The sequence below is a fragment of the Comamonas sp. Z3 genome (assembly GCF_008121565.1).
Classification (GTDB): domain Bacteria; phylum Pseudomonadota; class Gammaproteobacteria; order Burkholderiales; family Burkholderiaceae_C; genus Comamonas; species Comamonas brasiliensis.
Window position 1 is genome coordinate 477,402 of the sequence record NZ_VOQU01000003.1, and the last position, 17,444, is coordinate 494,845.

Genomic DNA, 17,444 nt, shown 5'->3' on the forward strand with positions numbered 1-17,444 from the left:
GTCCTTGTTCTTACCAATGCGCCGAGAGACGGTTCACATTGAGAATGCCGGCGGGGTCGAAGGCCTGCTTGAGGCGGGCATGCAGCTGTGCCGATGTGCGGCCTGCCGGGCTGGCCTGTGCATGCGTGTCGAGATCGCTATTGGCGCTTGTCTGGCTGCCTTCCTCGGCCCTGAAAAGCGAGGCGGAACCACCGGCTGCCTGCGCCAGCTGCTGCAAGGCTGCTGCGGCCGAACGCGGGGCCTGCACCCAGCGCTGTGCGCCATGCCAGTCGATCAAGGGGCCGATGGCATCGCCGGGCAATTGCAGCGGTGCTGCGGTCGCGGGAACGGACAGACGCCACAGACAATGATCGGCAGCGCGCTGCTGGAACCAGGGCAGGCTCAGATCGCGGCTGGCGCTCCAGTCGGCGGCAACGGCATCGTTGTCCAGCCGCTCGCCACCCAGGCGCAGCGTGGCGGCCTGAACGGCGGCGCGGGCGCCGCGCAGTCGCAGATACAGCGTGCCCTTGCCGTCTTCTTCCAGCCAGTTGCTGGCATTGAGCGGCAGAGGCTGGCCGCCCCAGTGATTGAGCCAGTCCAGAGCCTGCGCCTGGCTGCAGGCGTCAAAGCGCAGCGTGGCCTCGGCCGGAGCCACGGGCAGGACCTTGAGGCTGACCTCGGTGATCAGACCCAGCGTGCCCCAGCTGCCCGTCATCAGGCGCGAGACGTCATAGCCGGCCACATTCTTCATGACCTGGCCGCCGTAGCGCAGCAGCTCGCCCTGGCCGTTGATCATCTCCAGGCCCAGCACAAAGTCACGTACTGCACCCACGCTGGCACGCGACGGGCCGGACAGGCCTGCTGCGACCATGCCGCCCACGGTGCTGGCGGCGCCGAGGTGCGGCGGCTCGAAAGCCAGGCACTGACCCTGGGCGGCCAAGCCCGCTTCCAGCTCGGCCAGCGGCGTGCCGGCGCGCACGGTGACCACCAGCTCGCTGGGCTCGTAGCTGACGATGCCACTGAGCGCGCGCGTGGACAGCGGCTCGCCCTGCAGGCGCAGGCCGTAGAAGTCCTTGCTGCCGCCGCCGCAGATGCGCAGCGGGGTCTTGTCACTGGCAGCGGCGCGAATGCGCTCGCTGAGCTGATTGATTTGGCTGGTGGCTGAATCCATGGCCTGCATGGTAGCCGGGGTGCCCCCGGGGCAGGAAGGGCCGATCTTTGATTTTTTTGAAAAGCAGGCGTGAATAAAAAAAGCCCCGCAGCTTGCACTGCGGGGCAACGTAATGAAACTGAACTTGCGAAGAGCCTGCCGCTTAGCGGGTGTAGGCCACCTCACCATGGGAAGTGATGTCCAGGCCTTGGCGTTCGGACTCTTCCGAGACACGCAGACCCACGGTCAGATCGGCAATCTTGTAGGCCACGTAGGAGACCACGCCGGACCAGACGATGGTCACCAGCACGCTCTCGACCTGCACCCACAGCTGATGGGCCATGTTGTAGCCCTCGGGCTCGATACCGCCCAGGCCCTTGGCGCAGAACACGCCGGTCAGGATGGCACCCAGGATACCGCCGACACCGTGGACACCGAACACGTCGCAGACGTCGTCGACCTTGAGCATGTGCTTCAGGCCGGAGACGCCCCAGAAGCACAGAGGGCCGGCGATGATGCCCATGACGATGGAGCCCATGGGGCCGACGAAACCGGCGGCGGGCGTGATGGTCACCAGACCGGCCACGGCACCCGAGGCGGCGCCCAGCATGGAGGCCTTGCCGCGCAGCAGCGCTTCGGCCACGATCCAGGAGATGGCGGCAGCGCCGGTCGCCAGGATGGTGTTGATGAAGGCCAGGCCGGCAATGCCGTTGGCGGCACCGGCAGAGCCGGCGTTGAAGCCGAACCAGCCCACCCACAGCAGGGAAGCGCCCACCATGGTCAGCGTCAGGCTGTGCGGAGGCAGGGCTTCCTTGCCGAAGCCGATGCGCTTGCCCAGCATGTAGGCACCCACCAGGCCAGCCACGGCTGCGTTGATGTGCACCACGGTGCCGCCCGCGAAGTCCAGCGCGCCATCGGCACCCAGCAGACCGCCGCCCCACACCATGTGGGCCATGGGGATGTAGCTGAAGGTGAACCACAGCACGGAGAACACGATCACGGCCGCGAACTTGATGCGCTCGGCAAACGCCCCCACGATCAGCGCCACGGTGATGGCCGCGAAGGTGGACTGGAAGGCCACGAACACGTATTCGGGGATGGTCTTGAGCATGGACGACAGCGTGTCAGGCGTGATGCCCATGAGGAACAGCTTGTCGAAGCCCGCGAAGAACTTGCCCTCGCCGCCAAAGGCCAGCGAGTAGCCATAGATGGCCCACAGCACGGTGATCAGCGAAAAGATCACGAAGACCTGTGCCAGCACGGACAACATGTTCTTGCTGCGTACCAGACCGCCGTAGAACAGCGCCAGGCCGGGGATGACCATCAGGATCACCAGCATGGTCGAGGTCAGCATCCAGGCGGTATCGCCGGCGCTCAGGGTGGGAACAGCCTCGGCTGCGGCTTCGGCCACAGGTGCTGCGGCGGCGGCAGCGGTGGCGGCTTCCTGGGCAAAGCCAGCAGCGCTTGCAGCCAGCAGGCCCAGTCCCAGGCCTGCGCTCAGTAATTTCTTGGTCATGGCAATCTTTCTCAAAACGGTTCCAGAGAGACTGGGCCTTTACAGGGCCGCGTCGCCGGTTTCTCCTGTACGGATACGGATCGACTGCTCCAGCGCCTGCACAAAGATCTTGCCGTCGCCGATCTTGCCGGTGCGGGCCGCGCCCTCGATGGCGTCGATGGCGGCGTCCACCAGATCGTCGGCAATCGCGGCCTCGATCTTCAGCTTGGGCAGAAAGTCCACCACGTACTCGGCACCGCGGTACAGCTCGGTGTGACCTTTCTGACGGCCAAAGCCCTTGACTTCGGTCACGGTGATGCCTTGGACACCGATTTGGGAAAGAGCTTCACGCACTTCGTCGAGCTTGAAGGGTTTGATGATGGCGATCACCATTTTCATGACGGGCTCCTGAAAAATTAGAAAGTCTTGGAGAGCGTCAGAATCAGACGCGCCTTGTTCACATCGCCGAAGTAGGCCTTCTTGTTGGCGCCGGTCACCGCTGCTGCAGCAGAGAAGCCGTCGCCCAGGTCATAGGCACCACCGACGCTGTAGTCCACATAGTTGGGAACGCCCAGGTCCTTGATGTCGCTGGAGAAATGGGTGTAACCAACTGATGCTTTCAGTGTCACCTTGGGCATCACTTCCTGGCTGTAGGAGAACTGCAGATAACCGGTGTTGCGACCCTTGAGACCCGAGCCGGCCTTGGCGCCAGCCCAGCCGAAGTAGTCCTTGGACACCGTGTGCGAGTACTTGGCCGTGAATGGGCCATAGGTGCCGGAGCCGTAGATCTCGGTGGTGTTGCCGTTGGCATTGCCCGAGTAGACATAAGTCAGCATGCCCACGTCCCAGTCCACATCGGCGGCCTTGAACTTGTAGCCGCCGTAGAAGTCGGTTTCCAGCGAGTTGCCGGGCAGCCAGTCCACGGAGGAGTTCCAGTTGCCGACGTAGAAGCCGCTGTCGCCGAACGTGTAGTCGAAACCACCTTGCAGCGCAGGCTTGATGGCCTTGGTGCGGCTGGCGTCCTGGTCCTGACCGCGGAACTTGTAGTTGGTGGTCAGGGCAACGTTGGCGGAGAGCTGGGCATGGGCCCACATGGGGGCGACAACGGCGCAGGCCAGGGCGGCGGTCTTGGCGAAAGTCTTGAAACGGCTTGCAGCGGGACTAGGCATTCAGGGTTCCTCCGGTTTGAAAATTTCGTGGCAAAAATCTCGGATGAACTCTCAAAGCACAGACCGTGCCAGTCTCTGCGGCCGCTGCGGCGCGGTGCGCAGTCATCGGCCTCAAACAGGCAGCGGGCCATAGCTGCCGAGTACAAAAAGCTACGAATTTTCACAATCACTGAGCGCAACTTTCGCCACCTGGCTGGCGGGCTGGATGGATTGCACCAAGATGGTGCGTTTTTGCGATGCACCGCCATGGCCCGGCTTTTGCGCGGCTTTTTGCACCAAACAGGTGATTTGCAAGTGAGTGCATGCTCTTTGTTCGAGCGCAGACGCAAAAAAGCCCATCGCCAGGGCGATGGGCTTGCAGGTCGCGCGCCGCTCAGAAGCTGGCCTGCGGCAGGTCTGCCTTGGTGAATACCAGCGAGACCCTGGCTTCCTCGGGAATCGGCGGCAAGTCCTGATTCCAATGCTCCCAGGCGCTGCGCAGTTCGGCCAGCTTCCGGGGTTCGCGATCACGCAGATTGGCGCGCTCGCGCGGGTCGTTGCCGATGTGGAACAGATACTCGATGCCCTCGATCTGCAGATATTTCCAGTCGCCGCGTATCAAGGCCTTTTGCTCGCGGTGCTTCATGCGCCAGGCCAGGTCGCGCTCGGGCATCCAGCGTTGATCCTGCATCAGGGGCAGCAGGCTGATGCCGTCCAGCGGATAGTCGGCATGTGCGGCTACGCCCGCTGCAGCCAGGAAGGTGGCCGACCAGTCCATGGTCAGGCTGGGCGTGTCGCAGACGGCTCCGGCCGTCATGCGCGCCGGCCAGCGGGCCAGCAAAGGCACGCGGATGCCGCCTTCGAGCAGGTCCATCTTCTGGCCCACGAAAGGCCAGGTATTGGAGAAGCGCTCGCCGCCGTTGTCGCTGGTGAAGACGATGAGCGTGTTCTCGCTCATTCCTTTTTCCTCCAGCGCATCCAGCAGCCAGCCGATGCCTTCGTCCATGTGATGGATCATGCGCTGATAGGTGTCGATGGAGCCGCCGTCGATATGCTTGCCCATGCCTTGCAGGCGTTCGGACTCGGCGCGGTCCTCGCGCGTCAGCCAGGGCCAGTGCGGCGCGCTGTAGTGCAGCGAGAGGTAGAAGGGCTGCTCGGCCGTCTGGCGCTTGACGAAGTCCACGGCGCGGCGGCTCAGCAGATCGGTCAGGTAGCCGTCTTCGGTGTGCGGCTCCTCGTTGTGCCAGAAGTCGGGGCGCCCGCGCGGATCGCAGTGGGCGAAGTAGTCGGCGCCGCCGGCATGAAAGCCGTAGAACTCCTCGTAGCCCGACAGGCGCGGGCCGAAATGCGGCGGGTAGCCCAGATGCCATTTTCCGACCAGGGCCGTGGCATAGCCGGCATCGCGCAGCAGCGAGGCCACCGTGGGGTGATCGGGCGGCAGACCCAGCACCTTGTCGCCATGCACACTGGCGATGGGTTCCTCGGCCGCACCGCGCAGTCGGTACTGCCAGCGGCCCGTGGCCAGCGCAAAGCGCGTGGGCGAGCACACCGAGGAGTTGGAATAGCCGCGCGTGAAGCGCAGGCCCTGGGCGGCCATGGCGTCCAGGCGCGGCGAGACGTCGGTGGCGTTGTTGTGTGCATCGCGCGCACCGGTGCAGCCCAGGTCGGCATAGCCGAGGTCATCGGCCAGGATGAAGATCAGATTGGGGCGGGAGTCGGTCATGGGAGAGCGGGGAACATTCAAAAACAGGAGCTTCTATCGCTTGTTAATAAAGGATTCTGAATAGATTTGATGCTGAAAATGTTTGGTAGCAAGCGATAGATGCTCCTCAAATATCAGGGCTTGAAGCCCGAGCGCTGCACCACCGGCGCCCATTGCGCGCGGTAGGCCTTGAGCATTTTTTCCGTGTCCTGCGCGCTGCTGACCACGGGCACCAGGTTGGAGGCGGCGAACTTGTGCTGCGTGTCGGCTTCCTTCATCACTTCCTGCACCAGCAGCGAAAGGCGCTGCACCGTGGCCGGCGCCATGCTCTGCGGGGCGAACAAGGTGTTCCAGCCCGTGCCGACCAGGTTCACGCCCAGCTCCTTGAGCGTGGGAATGCCGGGCGCCATGGCGCTGCGGCGCTCGCCCGAGGTGGCCAGCACGCGCAGCTTGCCCGCTTCGTGCTGGGCAATCTGGGTGTCGAAAGTGTCCACGGCGATGGGGATCTGCCCGCCCATCAGATCGGTGAGCAGCGGGCCCGAGCCCTTGTAGCCCACGACCTCGACCGGCACCTTGGCGGTCTCGCCCAGCATCAGCGCGAAAAAGTGCGGCAGGCTGCCCGTGGCCGGCACGCCGAAATTGGCCTGCTGCGGATTGGCCTTGAGCCAGGCCAGCAGGTGCGGCAGCTCCTTCACGGGCACGGCGCTGGCGACGGCCAGGCCGAATTCGTAGCGGTTCACCTCGCTGATGGGGCGGAAGTCCTTTTCCGGGTCGTAGCCCGAGTCCGGGAACACCAGCGGCGCGACCACCATCACAGCGGGATTGGCCAGCAGCACGGCGGGCTGGGAGGCGGGCGCGTTCTTCACGTACTGGGCCGACAGACGGCCGCCCGCGCCGGGCTTGTTTTCCACGATCACCGGGCTGCCCAGCCGGGCCTGCAGGCGGTCGGCCACGATGCGTGCCACGCGGTCGGTGGCGCCGCCGGGCGGATAGCCGACCACCATGCGCAGCGGTGTCTTGTTGGGAAACAGGGCATGGGTCTCCTGGGCCTGCAGCGCGCCGCTGCCCAGCAATCCTGCGCTCAGGCCGAGCCCCGCCGCGAGCTTGCCGAAGATTCTTCTTTGCATCGTCATGTCTCTCCTGGTCTGTGGTCCGCGCCGCGGTCTCACGCCATTGCTGATGGGAAAGTGGGCAGTGTAAGTGCGTGCCGGCACCGGCCTGAACAGCTCGGACGGGCGGTGTCCGGGCCTGCGGCCTCAATCGGGTTTCAGATTGATCTTGCGGGCCAGCGCTTCCCATTTGTCGGAGATCTCGCGCACCCTGGCCTGGGCCTGCTCGGGGCTGCTGCCCACCATCTCGATATCCACGGCCTTGACCCGCTCCTGCTGCTGTGGCGAGCGGATGGCGGCATCCATGGCGGCGAGAAAGCGCTTCTGGATCTCGGCAGGAATGCCCTTGGGGGCGGCGAGCAGCAGCCAGTAGGTGCCGTCGAAGTCGGGGTAGCCGGACTCGGCAATCGTGGGCAATGCCGGCAGCAGGGGCGAGCGCGTGCGCCCCGTGGTGGTCAGGGCGGTGACGCGACCGCTCTGGATCTGGGGCAGCACCGTGGGGGCGGCCAGGAAGCCGCAATCCACCTGGCCGCCCATCAGATCCTGCATGGCCGGTGCCGGCCCCTTGTAGGGCACATGCACCATCTTCACGCCGGTGCTGGACAGCAGGGACTCCATGACCAGATGGCCGGGCGAGCCCGCGCCGCCCGTGGCATAGGTCAGCTCGCGCGCCTTGGCGGCGTCCAGCATGTCCTTGACGGACTTGAAGCCGAGGCCGGGGTTGCAGATCAGGGTCTGCGAGAACCTGGCGGCGGCATTGAGCACCACGATGGCATCGCTGGAGTAGCCGATGTTCTTGTAGATATGCTTGTTGACGGTGAGCACCGGGTCCATGGCCCACAGCCAGGTGTAGCCGTCGGCCGGGGCGCGGGCGACCTCGGCCGCCCCGATATTGCCGTTGGCCCCGGCCCGGTTCTCCACGATCACGGCCTGGCCCAGGGCCTTCTGCACGGCCGCCGCGAGCGGGCGCACGGCGATGTCGGACGGGCCGGCGGGCGGTGTGGGAACGATGATGCGTATGGGCTTGGCGGGCCAGGTGTCGGCCGCATGGGCTGCCGTGAGCAGCGCGGCGGCCGCCAGCCCGGCCAGAGTGCGGCGGGCGATACGGGTGCAAGGCATGGTGTCTCCTGTCGTTTTCTTTGGAGCCACTGTAAGCAGTGACTCGATAATGGATCTAATCCATCATTCCTAGAGAAAACCCACAAACATCCATGACCAAGGTGCAGTGCCACCCCTGGCGGCAGCCGTCCGAGCTGGACGATCTGTTCCTCTACCATCTGGCCCGCCTGATGAGCTCGACCGGGACCATGGTGGTGCGCCTTTGCGAGGGCGGCTTCGGCATTACCCGGCGCGAGTGGCGCATGATCGGCCTGCTGGCCACCAAGGGTGCCATGCAGCCGTCCCGGCTCGCGGAGCTGGCACAGCTCGATCGCACGCGCACCTCGCGCACCATCTCCGCGCTGATTGCCAAGGGGCTGCTGCACAAGCAGGGCATGGCCGGCGACGGGCGCCAGGCCATGGTGCAGCTGACGGCCGCCGGGCTGGCGCTGCATGTGCAGCTGTTTCCGCAGATTCAGGCGATCAACCAGGAGCTGCTCGGTGACGTCAGCGATGCCGAGCTTCAGGTGTTGTCGCAGGTGTTCGAGCGCGTGCGCAATAGGGCGTCCCGCATGCAGGAGCAGGGCAGCTTTCCCAAGGCAGAGCGCCGTCGTGGCGGGGCCGCCGGCAGGCAGCCTGCCCGTGATGACGCCGCCGGCTGACGGCCTGTGCACACCCCTATTGCCTGTTTGAGCCGCTGGCGCATACGCTAGTCCCTACAGTCCGGCTTGAAGGGGAGGGGGCGTGATGGGTCTGGCTCTGGTTCAAAGTCGTGCCTTGCTGGGCTTGCAGGCACCAGGCGTCACTGTGGAGGTCCATCTGGCCAACGGCCTGCCTTCGTTCACCCTGGTGGGCCTGGCGGATGTGGAGGTCAAGGAGGCACGCGAGCGTGTGCGCGCGGCCATCGTCAATGCGGGGCTGCAGTTCCCGAACAACCAGCGCATCACGGTCAACCTGGCTCCGGCAGACCTGCCCAAGGACTCCGGCCGCTTTGACCTGCCGATAGCGCTGGGCATTCTGGCGGCCAGCGGGCAGATCGATGCCCAGCGGCTTGCCGACTATGAGTTTGCGGGTGAGCTGTCCCTGACCGGTGCGCTGCGCCCGGTGCGCGGGGCCCTGGCAACGGCGCTGGCCTTGCAGCGTCAGCAGCGCCGCGTGCGGCTGGTGCTGCCGCCGGACAGTGCGCAGGAGGCCGCTTTCGTGCCGGCCATCGAAGTCTTCAGCGCTGCGCATCTGCTGGATGTGGTCAGGCAGTTCATCGCGCATGACGCCACCCTGGCGGAGCAGGGCGACGGCGTCGAGGGCTGGCAGCGGGTGCACTCCATACCTGCTGAAGCCTCTTTGCAGTCGCTGGATCTGCGCGAGGTGCGTGGCCAGATGCAGGCCAAGCGCGCGCTTGAAATTGCAGCTGCCGGCGCACATGGTGTGCTCATGATCGGCCCTCCGGGTTCGGGGAAATCCATGCTGGCCCAGCGCTTTGCCAGCTTGCTGCCGGGCATGACCGATGAGGAAGCGCTCGAAGCCGCAGCCATTGCCAGCCTCAGCGGTCGTTTCACGCCGCAGCAGTGGCGCCAGCGACCGTTTGCCGCGCCTCATCACACGGCCAGCTCCATTGCGCTGGTCGGCGGCGGCTCTCCGCCCCGGCCCGGCGAGATCTCCTATGCCCATTGCGGGGCGCTTTTCCTGGACGAGCTGCCCGAGTTCGCGCGCAGCGCCCTGGAGGCCCTGCGCGAGCCGCTGGAGACCGGGCGCATCACCATCGCACGGGCCGCGCAGAGGGCGGAATTTCCGGCCCGTTTCCAGCTGGTGGCAGCCATGAACCCCTGCCCCTGCGGCTACTGGGGATCGCGCATCAGGGCCTGCCGCTGCTCGCCCGATCAGGTGGCACGTTATCAGGCGCGCATCAGCGGGCCCTTGCTGGACCGTATCGATCTGCATGTGGAGGTGGCGGCACTGTCGCCGCAGGAGCTGCTGGCAGCGCCCGAGGGCGAGAGCAGCGCTGCCGTGCAGCAACGCGTGAGTGCAGCCAGAGACAAGGCCTTGCAGCGCCAGGGCCTGCCCAATCATCAGTTGCAGGGGGTGCAGCTCGACACCCATCTGCAGCTGGAGCCCGAGGCGCTGACCTTTGCGCACAAGGCTGCAGCGCGCCTTGGCTGGTCGGCGCGCGGCACGCACCGGGCCCTGAAGGTCGCAAGGACCATTGCCGATCTGGCTGGCTCTGATTCCATCGCGCAAACCCATCTGGCCGAGGCATTGCAGTACCGCCGTGCGCTGATGCAGCCTTGATGCCTGCCCGTGCTCAGGCAGCCAGGGCCAGCGGCACGGGCCGTGCCTGCGCGGTTCGGGGATCGACGCCCATCACCTGCGCAAATGCGTGCAGTGCGGGGGACCAGCCTTCAACGGCTGCGGTCACAAAGCAGGTGTCGACAAAGGCCAGCTCCTGTCCGCTCCTGCCGGGCAAGGTCATCCAGTGCACGCCAAAGCGCTGCTGCTGGGCTTCGACCAGAGAGCGCGACAGCAGCGCATAACCCATGCCGGCGGCCACGCAGCCGAGGATGGTGTCCAGCATGCCCAGCTCCATGATGCGCACCGCCGTCACCCCCATCGAAGCCATCAGCAGCTCGATCCGCTGGCGGTAGCTGCAGCCCTGGCGGAAGGCCAGGAACACGGCGTTGCCGAAGTCCGCAGCGGTGGGGAAGCGCGTCAGCGGCTGTCCGCTGACCAGCACCAGTTCTTCGCGGAACAGCGGCCAGGAATGCAGCTCGCTCTGCGGTGCGGCTCCGTTGATGAAGGCGCAGTCGATGTGGCCGGCCGCCAGCTCCATCAGCAATGCGGCCGTGGGCTGGGCATCCAGTTCCAGGTCTATGTCCGGATGCAGTCTGCGCAACTCGGCCAGCAGGGGCGGCAGGCGCAGGGCGGCCGTGGTTTCCATGGAGCCTATGCGCAAGGCGCCCTTGACCTGGCCGGCAGCAAACTGCCGGGTATGCAGCATGGCCAGCACCTGGTCATGCGACTGCAGCATCTGCCGCGCAGATTCCAGCAGCGTACGTCCGGCCGGAGTGGGGAAGACCGGGTTGGCCCGCATCAGCAGTTGCACGCCTGCCTCGTCCTCGAGCTTTTTGATATGGGCCGTGACATTGGACTGCACGGTGTGCAGCCGCTGGGCAGCGGCACCAAAGCTGCCGCTTTCGCAGACGGCTTCGAACATGCGCAGGGATTTGAGTTGCATATGCGGCTCCAATATCTTGAAATGAGATGCAAGTCATCATTTTGAATCATTGGACATGATCGAGTCGCTGCGTTTAGGCTTGATGCCAATTTCCCTCCGGAACCCGAGCTGTGATCGAGCGCAAAGAACTTCCCCTGCTGTTGACCGGCTTCATGGCTACCTTGAGCGGCGTCGGCCTGGCCCGTTTTGCCTATACGGCGCTGATGCCGCAGATGGTCCATGCGGGCTGGTTCAGCGGCGAGCAGGTGGCTTATCTGGGGGCTGCCAATCTGCTTGGCTATCTGATCGGGGCTCTGGTCGCTGCGCCGCTGGCCGAGCGCATGGGCGCGCTGCGTGTGCTGGTGATCTGCTGGGTGGCCGTGATGCTCAGCTTTGCGGGCTGCAGCCTGCCCCAGCCCATGGCCCTGTTCTTTGTCTGGCGGCTGATCTCGGGCATTGCCGGGGCCGCGCTGATGGTGCTGGGCCCGTCGGTGGCCATGGCTGCGGCAGCGCCGCAGCGCCGCGCCACGCTGGGCCCGCTGATGTTCTGTGGCATTGGCGTGGGAGCCTTGCTGGCAGCCACCCTGGTGCCCATGTTTGCGCGCAGCAGCCTGAGCGCCGTCTGGTGGGCGCTGACGGCGCTATGTGCGCTGGCGCTTTACAGCGGATGGCATGCTGCGCGCCAGATCCCGCTGCATGCGCCGGTGGCGGTCCAGCCCACGGCGACGGCCGCAACGTCCGGTGCAACGCCATGGAGCCTGGCGGTGATCCTGGTGTTGACCGCCTATGCCTGCGACGCCTTTGGCTTTGTGCCACACACCGTGTTCTGGGTGGACTACCTGGATCGCGAGCTGCAGCTGGGCGGCGCCTATGCTTCGACGCAATGGGCATTCTTCGGGCTTGGCGCGATGGTCGGGCCGCTGTGTGCGGCCTACTGCGCCACGCGCTGGGGCTGGTGGGGAACGACCACGGGCGCCTATGCCCTCAAGGCCGTGGCCATCGGCCTGCCGCTGGTCTGGGCCGGTTTCGGCGGTCATGCGCTGTCGGGTTTTGTGGTGGGGGCGCTGTCACCGGGGATGGCGGCCATCACCTCGGGCTATCTGATGCAGCTCATTGGCCCCGGCCAGCACAAGAAAATGTGGGGCTATGCCACGGCGGCATTTGCGCTGTTGCAGGCCAGCTCCGGCTATCTGATGGCATTTGTCTACGCCAGCAGCGGCAGCTATCGACAGCTGTTCGTGCTGGGCTGCGCGGCGCTGGGCCTGGGGGCGCTGCTGGTGGCCTCCAGCCGCCTGGCCCGCGCGGCGCAATGATCAGGATCGAGATGTGAAACCGGGAGACGCGCGATGAGCAAACTACCTTCATGGATGACAGGCCTGGGGCTGCAGCATCCCATCATTCAGGCCCCGATGGCCGGGACCTCGACCCCGCAGTTGGCGGCTGCCGTGAGCAATGCATACGCCCTGGGTTCGGTCGGCATAGGCGCCTACGGCCTTGAGCAGGCGCGCCAGCACATCGAACAGACGCGTGCGCTGACCGGTCGCCCCTTCAACGTCAACCTCTTCTGCCATCGTGCGCCTGTGGCCGATGCAGAGCGCGAAGCGCAGTGGCTGCGCTATCTGGCGCCGGAGTTCGAGCGCTATGGCGCGTCCGTGCCGTCTGGTCTGCGCTGCATCTACGAGTCAGCGCTGGGCAATGCGCGGTTGCAGGCCATGCTGCTGGAGCTGCGCCCCGCCGTGGTGAGCTTTCATTTCGGCCTGCCGGAGCAGAGCTTTGTCGATGCCTTGCGTGCTGCCGGCATCACCACGCTGGCCTGTGCCACCAGTCTCGATGAGGCGCGCCAGATCGAGCGGGCCGGGGTGGATGTGATCGTGGCGCAGGGCATGGAGGCGGGCGGCCATCGCGGCGCTTTCGTGCCCGAGCAGGACACTCTGATGGGGACTTTGGCGCTGGTGCGGCTGCTGGCGCGCGAGTCCCGCCTGCCCGTGGTCGCCGCAGGCGGCATCATGGACGGCGCGGGCATTGCCGCTGCGCTGCAGCTCGGAGCCTGTGCCGTGCAGATGGGGACGGCCTTCATCCTCTGCCCCGAATCCGCAGCCAGCCAGGCCTACCGCGCCGAGCTGCAAGGCGACAGCGCACAGCACACGGCCATCACCGCCGCCATTTCCGGGCGTCCTGCGCGCGGCATGTTCAACCGTCTGCACCAGCTGGGACGAGACTATGCGGGAGCACTGCCCGCCTATCCCATGGTGTATGACGCAGGCAAGGCGCTGCACCAGGTCGCCAGCGCCCAAGGCAGCAGCGACTATGCCGCGCACTGGGCCGGCCAGGGCGCACCGCTGGCTCGCGCCATGCCTGCCGCCGAGCTCGTGCGCACGCTGGCGCAGGAGCTGGAGCAGGCGGAGCACGCCTGACCGGGCTTGAGCGGATATGCGGTGCGCCTGGAGCGATCATCTGATTTGATAGCTGTCATCGCTTGTTATGCATCAAATCTGGACTGTTTGTGCCAATATTTGAGCACTGACTTGCGATGACTGCTATGGCTTCAGCTATCCCAGCGAATGACCGATGCATCCTTTGACGCGAACAGACGTCGCACCGCATCGGCGCGCCGCGCCAGCACCGCTCGCTGGTTGATATAGCCCTTGTCGGTGATCTCTCCGGCCTCTGCATCCGGTGGTTCGGCCAGGACCAGCGCGCAGCCGGGGCTTTGCGAGCTGCCCGCGCCTGCGTCGCGCTGCTCGTGCATCACGCGGCGCAGTGCCTGTGCCAGTGTTTCGGGGGCGGCAGCGCCTGCGGGTGTGGCAAACACCAGCAGACCCAGCTCGTCGAGGTCGTGGCCTGCGATGACGATGTCCTGCACCCATGGTGCCAGGCGCGACACCAGCTCCACGCGCAACGTTCCCACCGAGACCCAGGTGCCGCTGGAGAGCTTGAAGTCCTCGGTCACCCGGCCGTTGAAGATGATGCCGCGTTCGGGGCGCAGCTCGTCGACCATGAAGCCTGCATCGCCTATGCGGTAGTAGCCTTCCTCGTCGAAGGCTGCGGCCGTTTCGCGCGCTGCATCGCGGTAGCCGGGAAACACCGACACGCCCTTGACGCGCATTTCCTGCTTGCTGCCGTTGGGCACGAACTTGAGCTCCAGTCCGGGCAGCGGCGCACCTATGCAGCCTGCGCCGTCGAGTTGCCAGTGGGCCGAGGTGATTGCAGGCGAGGTCTCGGTGCAACCCCAGGACGTGGTCAGCCACAGGGGGCGACCCTGGCGCACGCGCAGGGCCACCGCCTCCAGCCGCTTCCAGGTCGAGGGGGCCAGCGCCGCAGCCGCGTAGAAGGCCAGGCGAAGGCGCGAGAGCATGTCCGCCGCCAGCTTGTCGTCGGCCTCCATCAGCGGCAACACCATATCGAAGCCACGCGGCACGTTGAACCACAGCGTGGGCCGAACTTCCCGCAGATTGCGCACCGTCTTCTCGATCAGACCCGGTACGGGCCGGCCCTCGTCGATGTAGAGCGTGCCTCCGTGCGCCAGCACCAGATGCAGGTTATGGTTGCCGCCGAAGGTGTGGCTCCAGGGAAGCCAGTCCACGAGCACGGGCTTTTCCTGCTCGAGGAAGCGCCATGTCTGCGCCATTTGCTGCTGGTTGGCGCACAGCATGCGGTGCGTGTTGATGACCACCTTGGGCGAGCCTGTGGAGCCCGAGGTCAGCAGGTATTTGGCATGCGTGTCGGGCACGATGGCCTCATAGGCGGTGCGCACGGCGGCCGTCTCGGGTCTGGCCATGAGCGCCTCGAAGTCCAGCCCGCCGGGCCAGTGCTGTGCATGCGCGCTGAAGACGCAGGGCGCGCGGGTTTCGCAGGCCGCCAGCGCCGCTCCGTACAGGCGCGCGTCTGATGCGTAGATCAGCGCAGGCCGCAGCGCCAGGAGCATCTGGCGCAGTCGCCCGAAGTCGCGCGCCGTGCGCGAGTAGGCACTGGACAGCGAGCAGGCTGCCCGGCCCACGTGCATGGTGGCCAGCATCAGCACCGCGTGATCGATGGCGTTGTCCGACAGTATGACCACAGGCCCGGGAGGCAGATCCAGGTCCAGCAGTCCCTGGGCTGCGCGCCCCACGGCCTCGCGCAGCTCGCCCCAGCGCAGTTGGCGCCAGCCGCTGCCGTCGGGAGTGCGCTCGGCCAGGGCCGGTGCCTCGGGGGTCTCGCAGGCCCAGCGTTCCACCCACTCGCCCACGCAACGTGCATAGGGCTTGAGCTCCACGGGCGATCGCAGCACGAAGCTGCCGTCGTCGGAATCGATGCGCAGGCTGCGCGGCGGGGCGACCTGCTGCGGGTCGGACAGGAAGTCTATGGCTTGCACGGGTGCTCCTCCATGTGGGCTCAGAACAGCGAGCCCTGGGCCTTGGCCTGTATCAGGTCGGTCAGCAGTTCGTCGCGCGTGCGCTCCAGCTCCTGCTCGCGGCGCATGCCGCGCGCTTCGGCCACGCCCCGCACCACACTGTCCTTGAGCGCCGCTGTCATGGCCGGATCGCCAAGATCGCGCCACCAGCTTTCGATGGGGCCGCCCAGGTGCTCCAGCAGATGCTGCATGCCACCCTGTCCGCCAGACAGATGCAGGTTCATGAATGGCCCCATCAGCGCCCAGCGCAGGCCGGGGCCGTGGGCGATGGCCGTGTCGATGTCACTGACGCTGGCCACGCCCTGGTCAACGAGGTGAAATGCCTCGCGCCACAGCGCGGCCTGCAGGCGGTTGGCGATGTGACCAGCGATCTCGCGCCGTACATGAATGGGGCGCTTGCCCAGTGCCGCGTAGAAATCCATGGCACGCTGGATGCTGTCTGGCGATGTGGCACCGCCACCACCCACTTCCACCAGCGGGATCAGGTGCGGCGGATTGAAGGGATGACCCAGAACCACTCGCTGCGGCGTCTTGCAGCGTACCTGCATGCCGCTGACCGGTAGACCCGAGCTGCTGCTGGCCAGCAGTACCTGCGGCGGCGTGGCCGCGTCCATGCGCGCATAGAGGTCAGCCTTGAAGTCGGCGCGCTCGGGGCCGCTTTCCTGCACGAAGTCGCAGCCGTCCAGCGCACGCTCAAGTTCGGCGTCGAAGCGCAGGCGTTCGGGCGATGCTCCATCCGCCAGCCCCATGCGTTGCATGGTCGGCCAGTGGCGCTGCACCGCTTCGTGCAGGCGCTGCTCGGAGCCGGGTGCGGGATCGGTGGCCGTCACCTCCAGGCCGCGCGCCAGGAAGAACGCAGCCCAGCTGGCACCGATCACGCCGGTGCCGACCACGGCCACGCGCCGTATCGCTGGTGCGGCCGCGCTCATGATGTCTTCCATTGCGCGCAGCGCGTCTCTGCGCGGGTGGTCCAGGCGGCCTCGCCCCGGATGGTCTCGACCACCTTGTAGTAGTCCCAGGGTTCTCTGGATTCGGCCGGCATCTTCACCTGCATCAGATGCATGTCATGCACCATCAGGCCGTCGGCGCGCAGCCAGCCGTCCTTGACGAACATGTCGTTGAAACGGGTCTTCCTGAGCTGTTCCATCACCTTGGTGCCATCGTCCGTGCCCGCGGCCTGCACGGCCTTGAGGTACTGCAGCGTGGCGGAGTAGTCGCCTGCATGGAAGGAGGTGGGCATGCGCTTGTGCTTGTCGAAGAAGCGCCGTGCCCATGCGCTGGCCTCGGGGCTCTGGTTCCAGTACCAGCTATCGGTGAGATACATGCCCTGTGCCGTCTTCAGGCCCAGGGCGTGCACGTCCTGAATGGTGATGATCATGCCCGCCAGCTTCATCTTCTGCGCCAGCCCGAATTCCGCCGCCGACTTGATGGCGTTGACCGTGTCGCCGCCCGCGTTGGCCAGGGCCAGTACATCGGGCTTGGCCGCCAGAGCCTGTAGCATGAAAGACGAGAAGTCGCTGGCGCCCAGCGGGTGCTTGACCGCACCGGCCACTTTGCCGCTGCCGGCTTCGAGCACCTTGGCTGCATCGGCCTGAAGTGCATTGCCGAAGGCATAGTCGGCCGTCACGAAGAACCAGCGCTTGCCGCCGCTCTTGAGCACGGCGCTGGCGGTTCCGCGCGCCATGGCCACCGTGTCGTAGGCATACATGACCGTGTAGGGCGAACACTGCTCGTTGGTGAGGCTGGAAGCGCCAGAGCCGACCACGAAATAGGGCTTGCGCTTATCGCGCGCCACGCCCGCCATGGCAATGGCCGCGCCCGAGTTCACGCCGCCGATCAGCATGTCGAAGCCTTCCACGTCGAACCATTGGCGCGCCTTGGCGGCGGCGATGTCGGCCTTGTTCTGGTGGTCTGCCGCCACCAGCTCGATCTTCTTGCCGTTGATGGCACCGCCCATGTCGGCGATGGCCATGCGTATGGCCTCTGCGCCTGCCGGTCCGTCGTAGTCGCGGTACACGCCCGACATGTCGCTGATGAAGCCTATGCGTATCACATCGTCCGAAATCTGAGCTGCTGCCGTGGCCGCGCCGGCCAGCGTCACGGCGCCGGCCAGGGCCTTGAATGCGAAGTTCATGATGCTGTCTCCTCGTTGTTTTGCGAACTGT

General features: G+C 66.1%; 15 protein-coding genes. 4 read left to right on the forward strand and 11 right to left on the reverse strand.

Features of this window, described 5'->3' with window-relative positions:
• Positions 1 to 10 precede the first annotated feature (10 nt).
• The 7 genes from glcE to FSY59_RS10690 form a co-directional block, all read right to left on the reverse strand.
• Positions 11 to 1,159 carry a glycolate oxidase subunit GlcE gene (gene glcE / locus FSY59_RS10660; protein WP_003059650.1) on the reverse strand — a complete coding sequence of 383 codons (1,149 nt, stop codon included), beginning with the start codon at positions 1,157 to 1,159 and terminating at the stop codon, positions 11 to 13.
• Positions 1,160 to 1,292: 133 nt separating this feature from the next.
• Positions 1,293 to 2,645, reverse strand: coding sequence for an ammonium transporter (locus tag FSY59_RS10665; protein WP_003059649.1), 1,353 nt, complete (start codon positions 2,643 to 2,645; stop codon positions 1,293 to 1,295).
• Positions 2,646 to 2,684: 39 nt separating this feature from the next.
• Positions 2,685 to 3,023 (reverse strand): P-II family nitrogen regulator, encoded by a 339-nt coding sequence (glnK, locus tag FSY59_RS10670; RefSeq protein WP_003059648.1) that lies wholly within the window; start codon positions 3,021 to 3,023, stop codon positions 2,685 to 2,687.
• Positions 3,024 to 3,040: 17 nt separating this feature from the next.
• Complete coding sequence (locus FSY59_RS10675; protein ID WP_003059647.1) at positions 3,041 to 3,793, reverse strand: TorF family putative porin; 753 nt, start codon at positions 3,791 to 3,793, stop codon at positions 3,041 to 3,043.
• A 373-nt stretch (positions 3,794 to 4,166) separates the two neighbouring features.
• The gene (locus FSY59_RS10680; RefSeq protein WP_148728940.1) at positions 4,167 to 5,495 is read right to left on the reverse strand and encodes a sulfatase; all 1,329 of its coding nucleotides are present in this window, start codon (positions 5,493 to 5,495) and stop codon (positions 4,167 to 4,169) included.
• A 113-nt stretch (positions 5,496 to 5,608) separates the two neighbouring features.
• On the reverse strand, positions 5,609 to 6,601 hold the full coding sequence (locus FSY59_RS10685) for a Bug family tripartite tricarboxylate transporter substrate binding protein (RefSeq protein ID WP_148728941.1): 993 nt from the start codon (positions 6,599 to 6,601) through the stop codon (positions 5,609 to 5,611).
• A 129-nt stretch (positions 6,602 to 6,730) separates the two neighbouring features.
• Entirely contained in the window at positions 6,731 to 7,702 is a 972-nt protein-coding gene (locus tag FSY59_RS10690; RefSeq protein ID WP_148728942.1) for a tripartite tricarboxylate transporter substrate binding protein, read from the reverse strand.
• A gap of 92 nt (positions 7,703 to 7,794) precedes the next feature.
• Here FSY59_RS10690 and FSY59_RS10695 point away from each other — a divergent pair, with 92 nt between their 5' ends.
• Positions 7,795 to 8,343 carry a MarR family winged helix-turn-helix transcriptional regulator gene (locus tag FSY59_RS10695; RefSeq protein ID WP_148728943.1) on the forward strand — a complete coding sequence of 183 codons (549 nt, stop codon included), beginning with the start codon at positions 7,795 to 7,797 and terminating at the stop codon, positions 8,341 to 8,343.
• A gap of 85 nt (positions 8,344 to 8,428) precedes the next feature.
• Positions 8,429 to 9,967, forward strand: a complete 1,539-nt coding sequence (locus FSY59_RS10700; RefSeq protein ID WP_148728944.1) for a YifB family Mg chelatase-like AAA ATPase — start codon at positions 8,429 to 8,431, stop codon at positions 9,965 to 9,967.
• 13 nt (positions 9,968 to 9,980) lie between these two features.
• On the opposite strand, the gene FSY59_RS10705 is transcribed toward FSY59_RS10700, so the two are convergent.
• Complete coding sequence (locus tag FSY59_RS10705; RefSeq protein WP_148728945.1) at positions 9,981 to 10,910, reverse strand: LysR substrate-binding domain-containing protein; 930 nt, start codon at positions 10,908 to 10,910, stop codon at positions 9,981 to 9,983.
• A 110-nt stretch (positions 10,911 to 11,020) separates the two neighbouring features.
• Here FSY59_RS10705 and FSY59_RS10710 point away from each other — a divergent pair, with 110 nt between their 5' ends.
• Both FSY59_RS10710 and FSY59_RS10715 read left to right on the forward strand, forming a co-directional pair.
• A complete protein-coding gene (locus tag FSY59_RS10710) occupies positions 11,021 to 12,202 on the forward strand; it encodes a YbfB/YjiJ family MFS transporter (RefSeq protein ID WP_050872994.1) in 1,182 nt (393 codons plus the stop codon).
• Positions 12,203 to 12,235: 33 nt separating this feature from the next.
• A complete protein-coding gene (locus tag FSY59_RS10715; RefSeq protein WP_148728946.1) occupies positions 12,236 to 13,303 on the forward strand; it encodes a nitronate monooxygenase family protein in 1,068 nt (355 codons plus the stop codon).
• A 131-nt stretch (positions 13,304 to 13,434) separates the two neighbouring features.
• Here FSY59_RS10715 and FSY59_RS10720 read toward each other — a convergent pair whose 3' ends face one another.
• The 3 genes from FSY59_RS10720 to FSY59_RS10730 are packed head-to-tail and all read right to left on the reverse strand — an operon-like array spanning position 13,435 to position 17,413.
• Positions 13,435 to 15,240, reverse strand: coding sequence for a feruloyl-CoA synthase (locus tag FSY59_RS10720; protein ID WP_148728947.1), 1,806 nt, complete (start codon positions 15,238 to 15,240; stop codon positions 13,435 to 13,437).
• A gap of 20 nt (positions 15,241 to 15,260) precedes the next feature.
• Positions 15,261 to 16,208 carry a 3-hydroxyacyl-CoA dehydrogenase NAD-binding domain-containing protein gene (locus tag FSY59_RS10725; RefSeq protein WP_148728948.1) on the reverse strand — a complete coding sequence of 316 codons (948 nt, stop codon included), beginning with the start codon at positions 16,206 to 16,208 and terminating at the stop codon, positions 15,261 to 15,263.
• Positions 16,205 to 17,413: an ABC transporter substrate-binding protein gene (locus tag FSY59_RS10730; protein WP_148728949.1), complete on the reverse strand. Its 1,209-nt coding sequence runs from the start codon at positions 17,411 to 17,413 to the stop codon at positions 16,205 to 16,207. Before FSY59_RS10730 ends, FSY59_RS10725 begins: the two co-directional genes overlap by 4 nt.
• Positions 17,414 to 17,444 lie beyond the last annotated feature (31 nt).

Coding starts and splice junctions, on each gene's coding strand:
- glcE (WP_003059650.1), bottom strand. CDS start 1,159: ATGCAGGCCATGGATTCAGCCACCAGCCAAATCAATCAGCTCAGCGAG.
- FSY59_RS10665 (WP_003059649.1), bottom strand. CDS start 2,645: ATGACCAAGAAATTACTGAGCGCAGGCCTGGGACTGGGCCTGCTGGCT.
- glnK (WP_003059648.1), bottom strand. CDS start 3,023: ATGAAAATGGTGATCGCCATCATCAAACCCTTCAAGCTCGACGAAGTG.
- FSY59_RS10675 (WP_003059647.1), bottom strand. CDS start 3,793: ATGCCTAGTCCCGCTGCAAGCCGTTTCAAGACTTTCGCCAAGACCGCC.
- FSY59_RS10680 (WP_148728940.1), bottom strand. CDS start 5,495: ATGACCGACTCCCGCCCCAATCTGATCTTCATCCTGGCCGATGACCTC.
- FSY59_RS10685 (WP_148728941.1), bottom strand. CDS start 6,601: ATGCAAAGAAGAATCTTCGGCAAGCTCGCGGCGGGGCTCGGCCTGAGC.
- FSY59_RS10690 (WP_148728942.1), bottom strand. CDS start 7,702: ATGCCTTGCACCCGTATCGCCCGCCGCACTCTGGCCGGGCTGGCGGCC.
- FSY59_RS10695 (WP_148728943.1), top strand. CDS start 7,795: ATGACCAAGGTGCAGTGCCACCCCTGGCGGCAGCCGTCCGAGCTGGAC.
- FSY59_RS10700 (WP_148728944.1), top strand. CDS start 8,429: ATGGGTCTGGCTCTGGTTCAAAGTCGTGCCTTGCTGGGCTTGCAGGCA.
- FSY59_RS10705 (WP_148728945.1), bottom strand. CDS start 10,910: ATGCAACTCAAATCCCTGCGCATGTTCGAAGCCGTCTGCGAAAGCGGC.
- FSY59_RS10715 (WP_148728946.1), top strand. CDS start 12,236: ATGAGCAAACTACCTTCATGGATGACAGGCCTGGGGCTGCAGCATCCC.
- FSY59_RS10725 (WP_148728948.1), bottom strand. CDS start 16,208: ATGAGCGCGGCCGCACCAGCGATACGGCGCGTGGCCGTGGTCGGCACC.
- FSY59_RS10730 (WP_148728949.1), bottom strand. CDS start 17,413: ATGAACTTCGCATTCAAGGCCCTGGCCGGCGCCGTGACGCTGGCCGGC.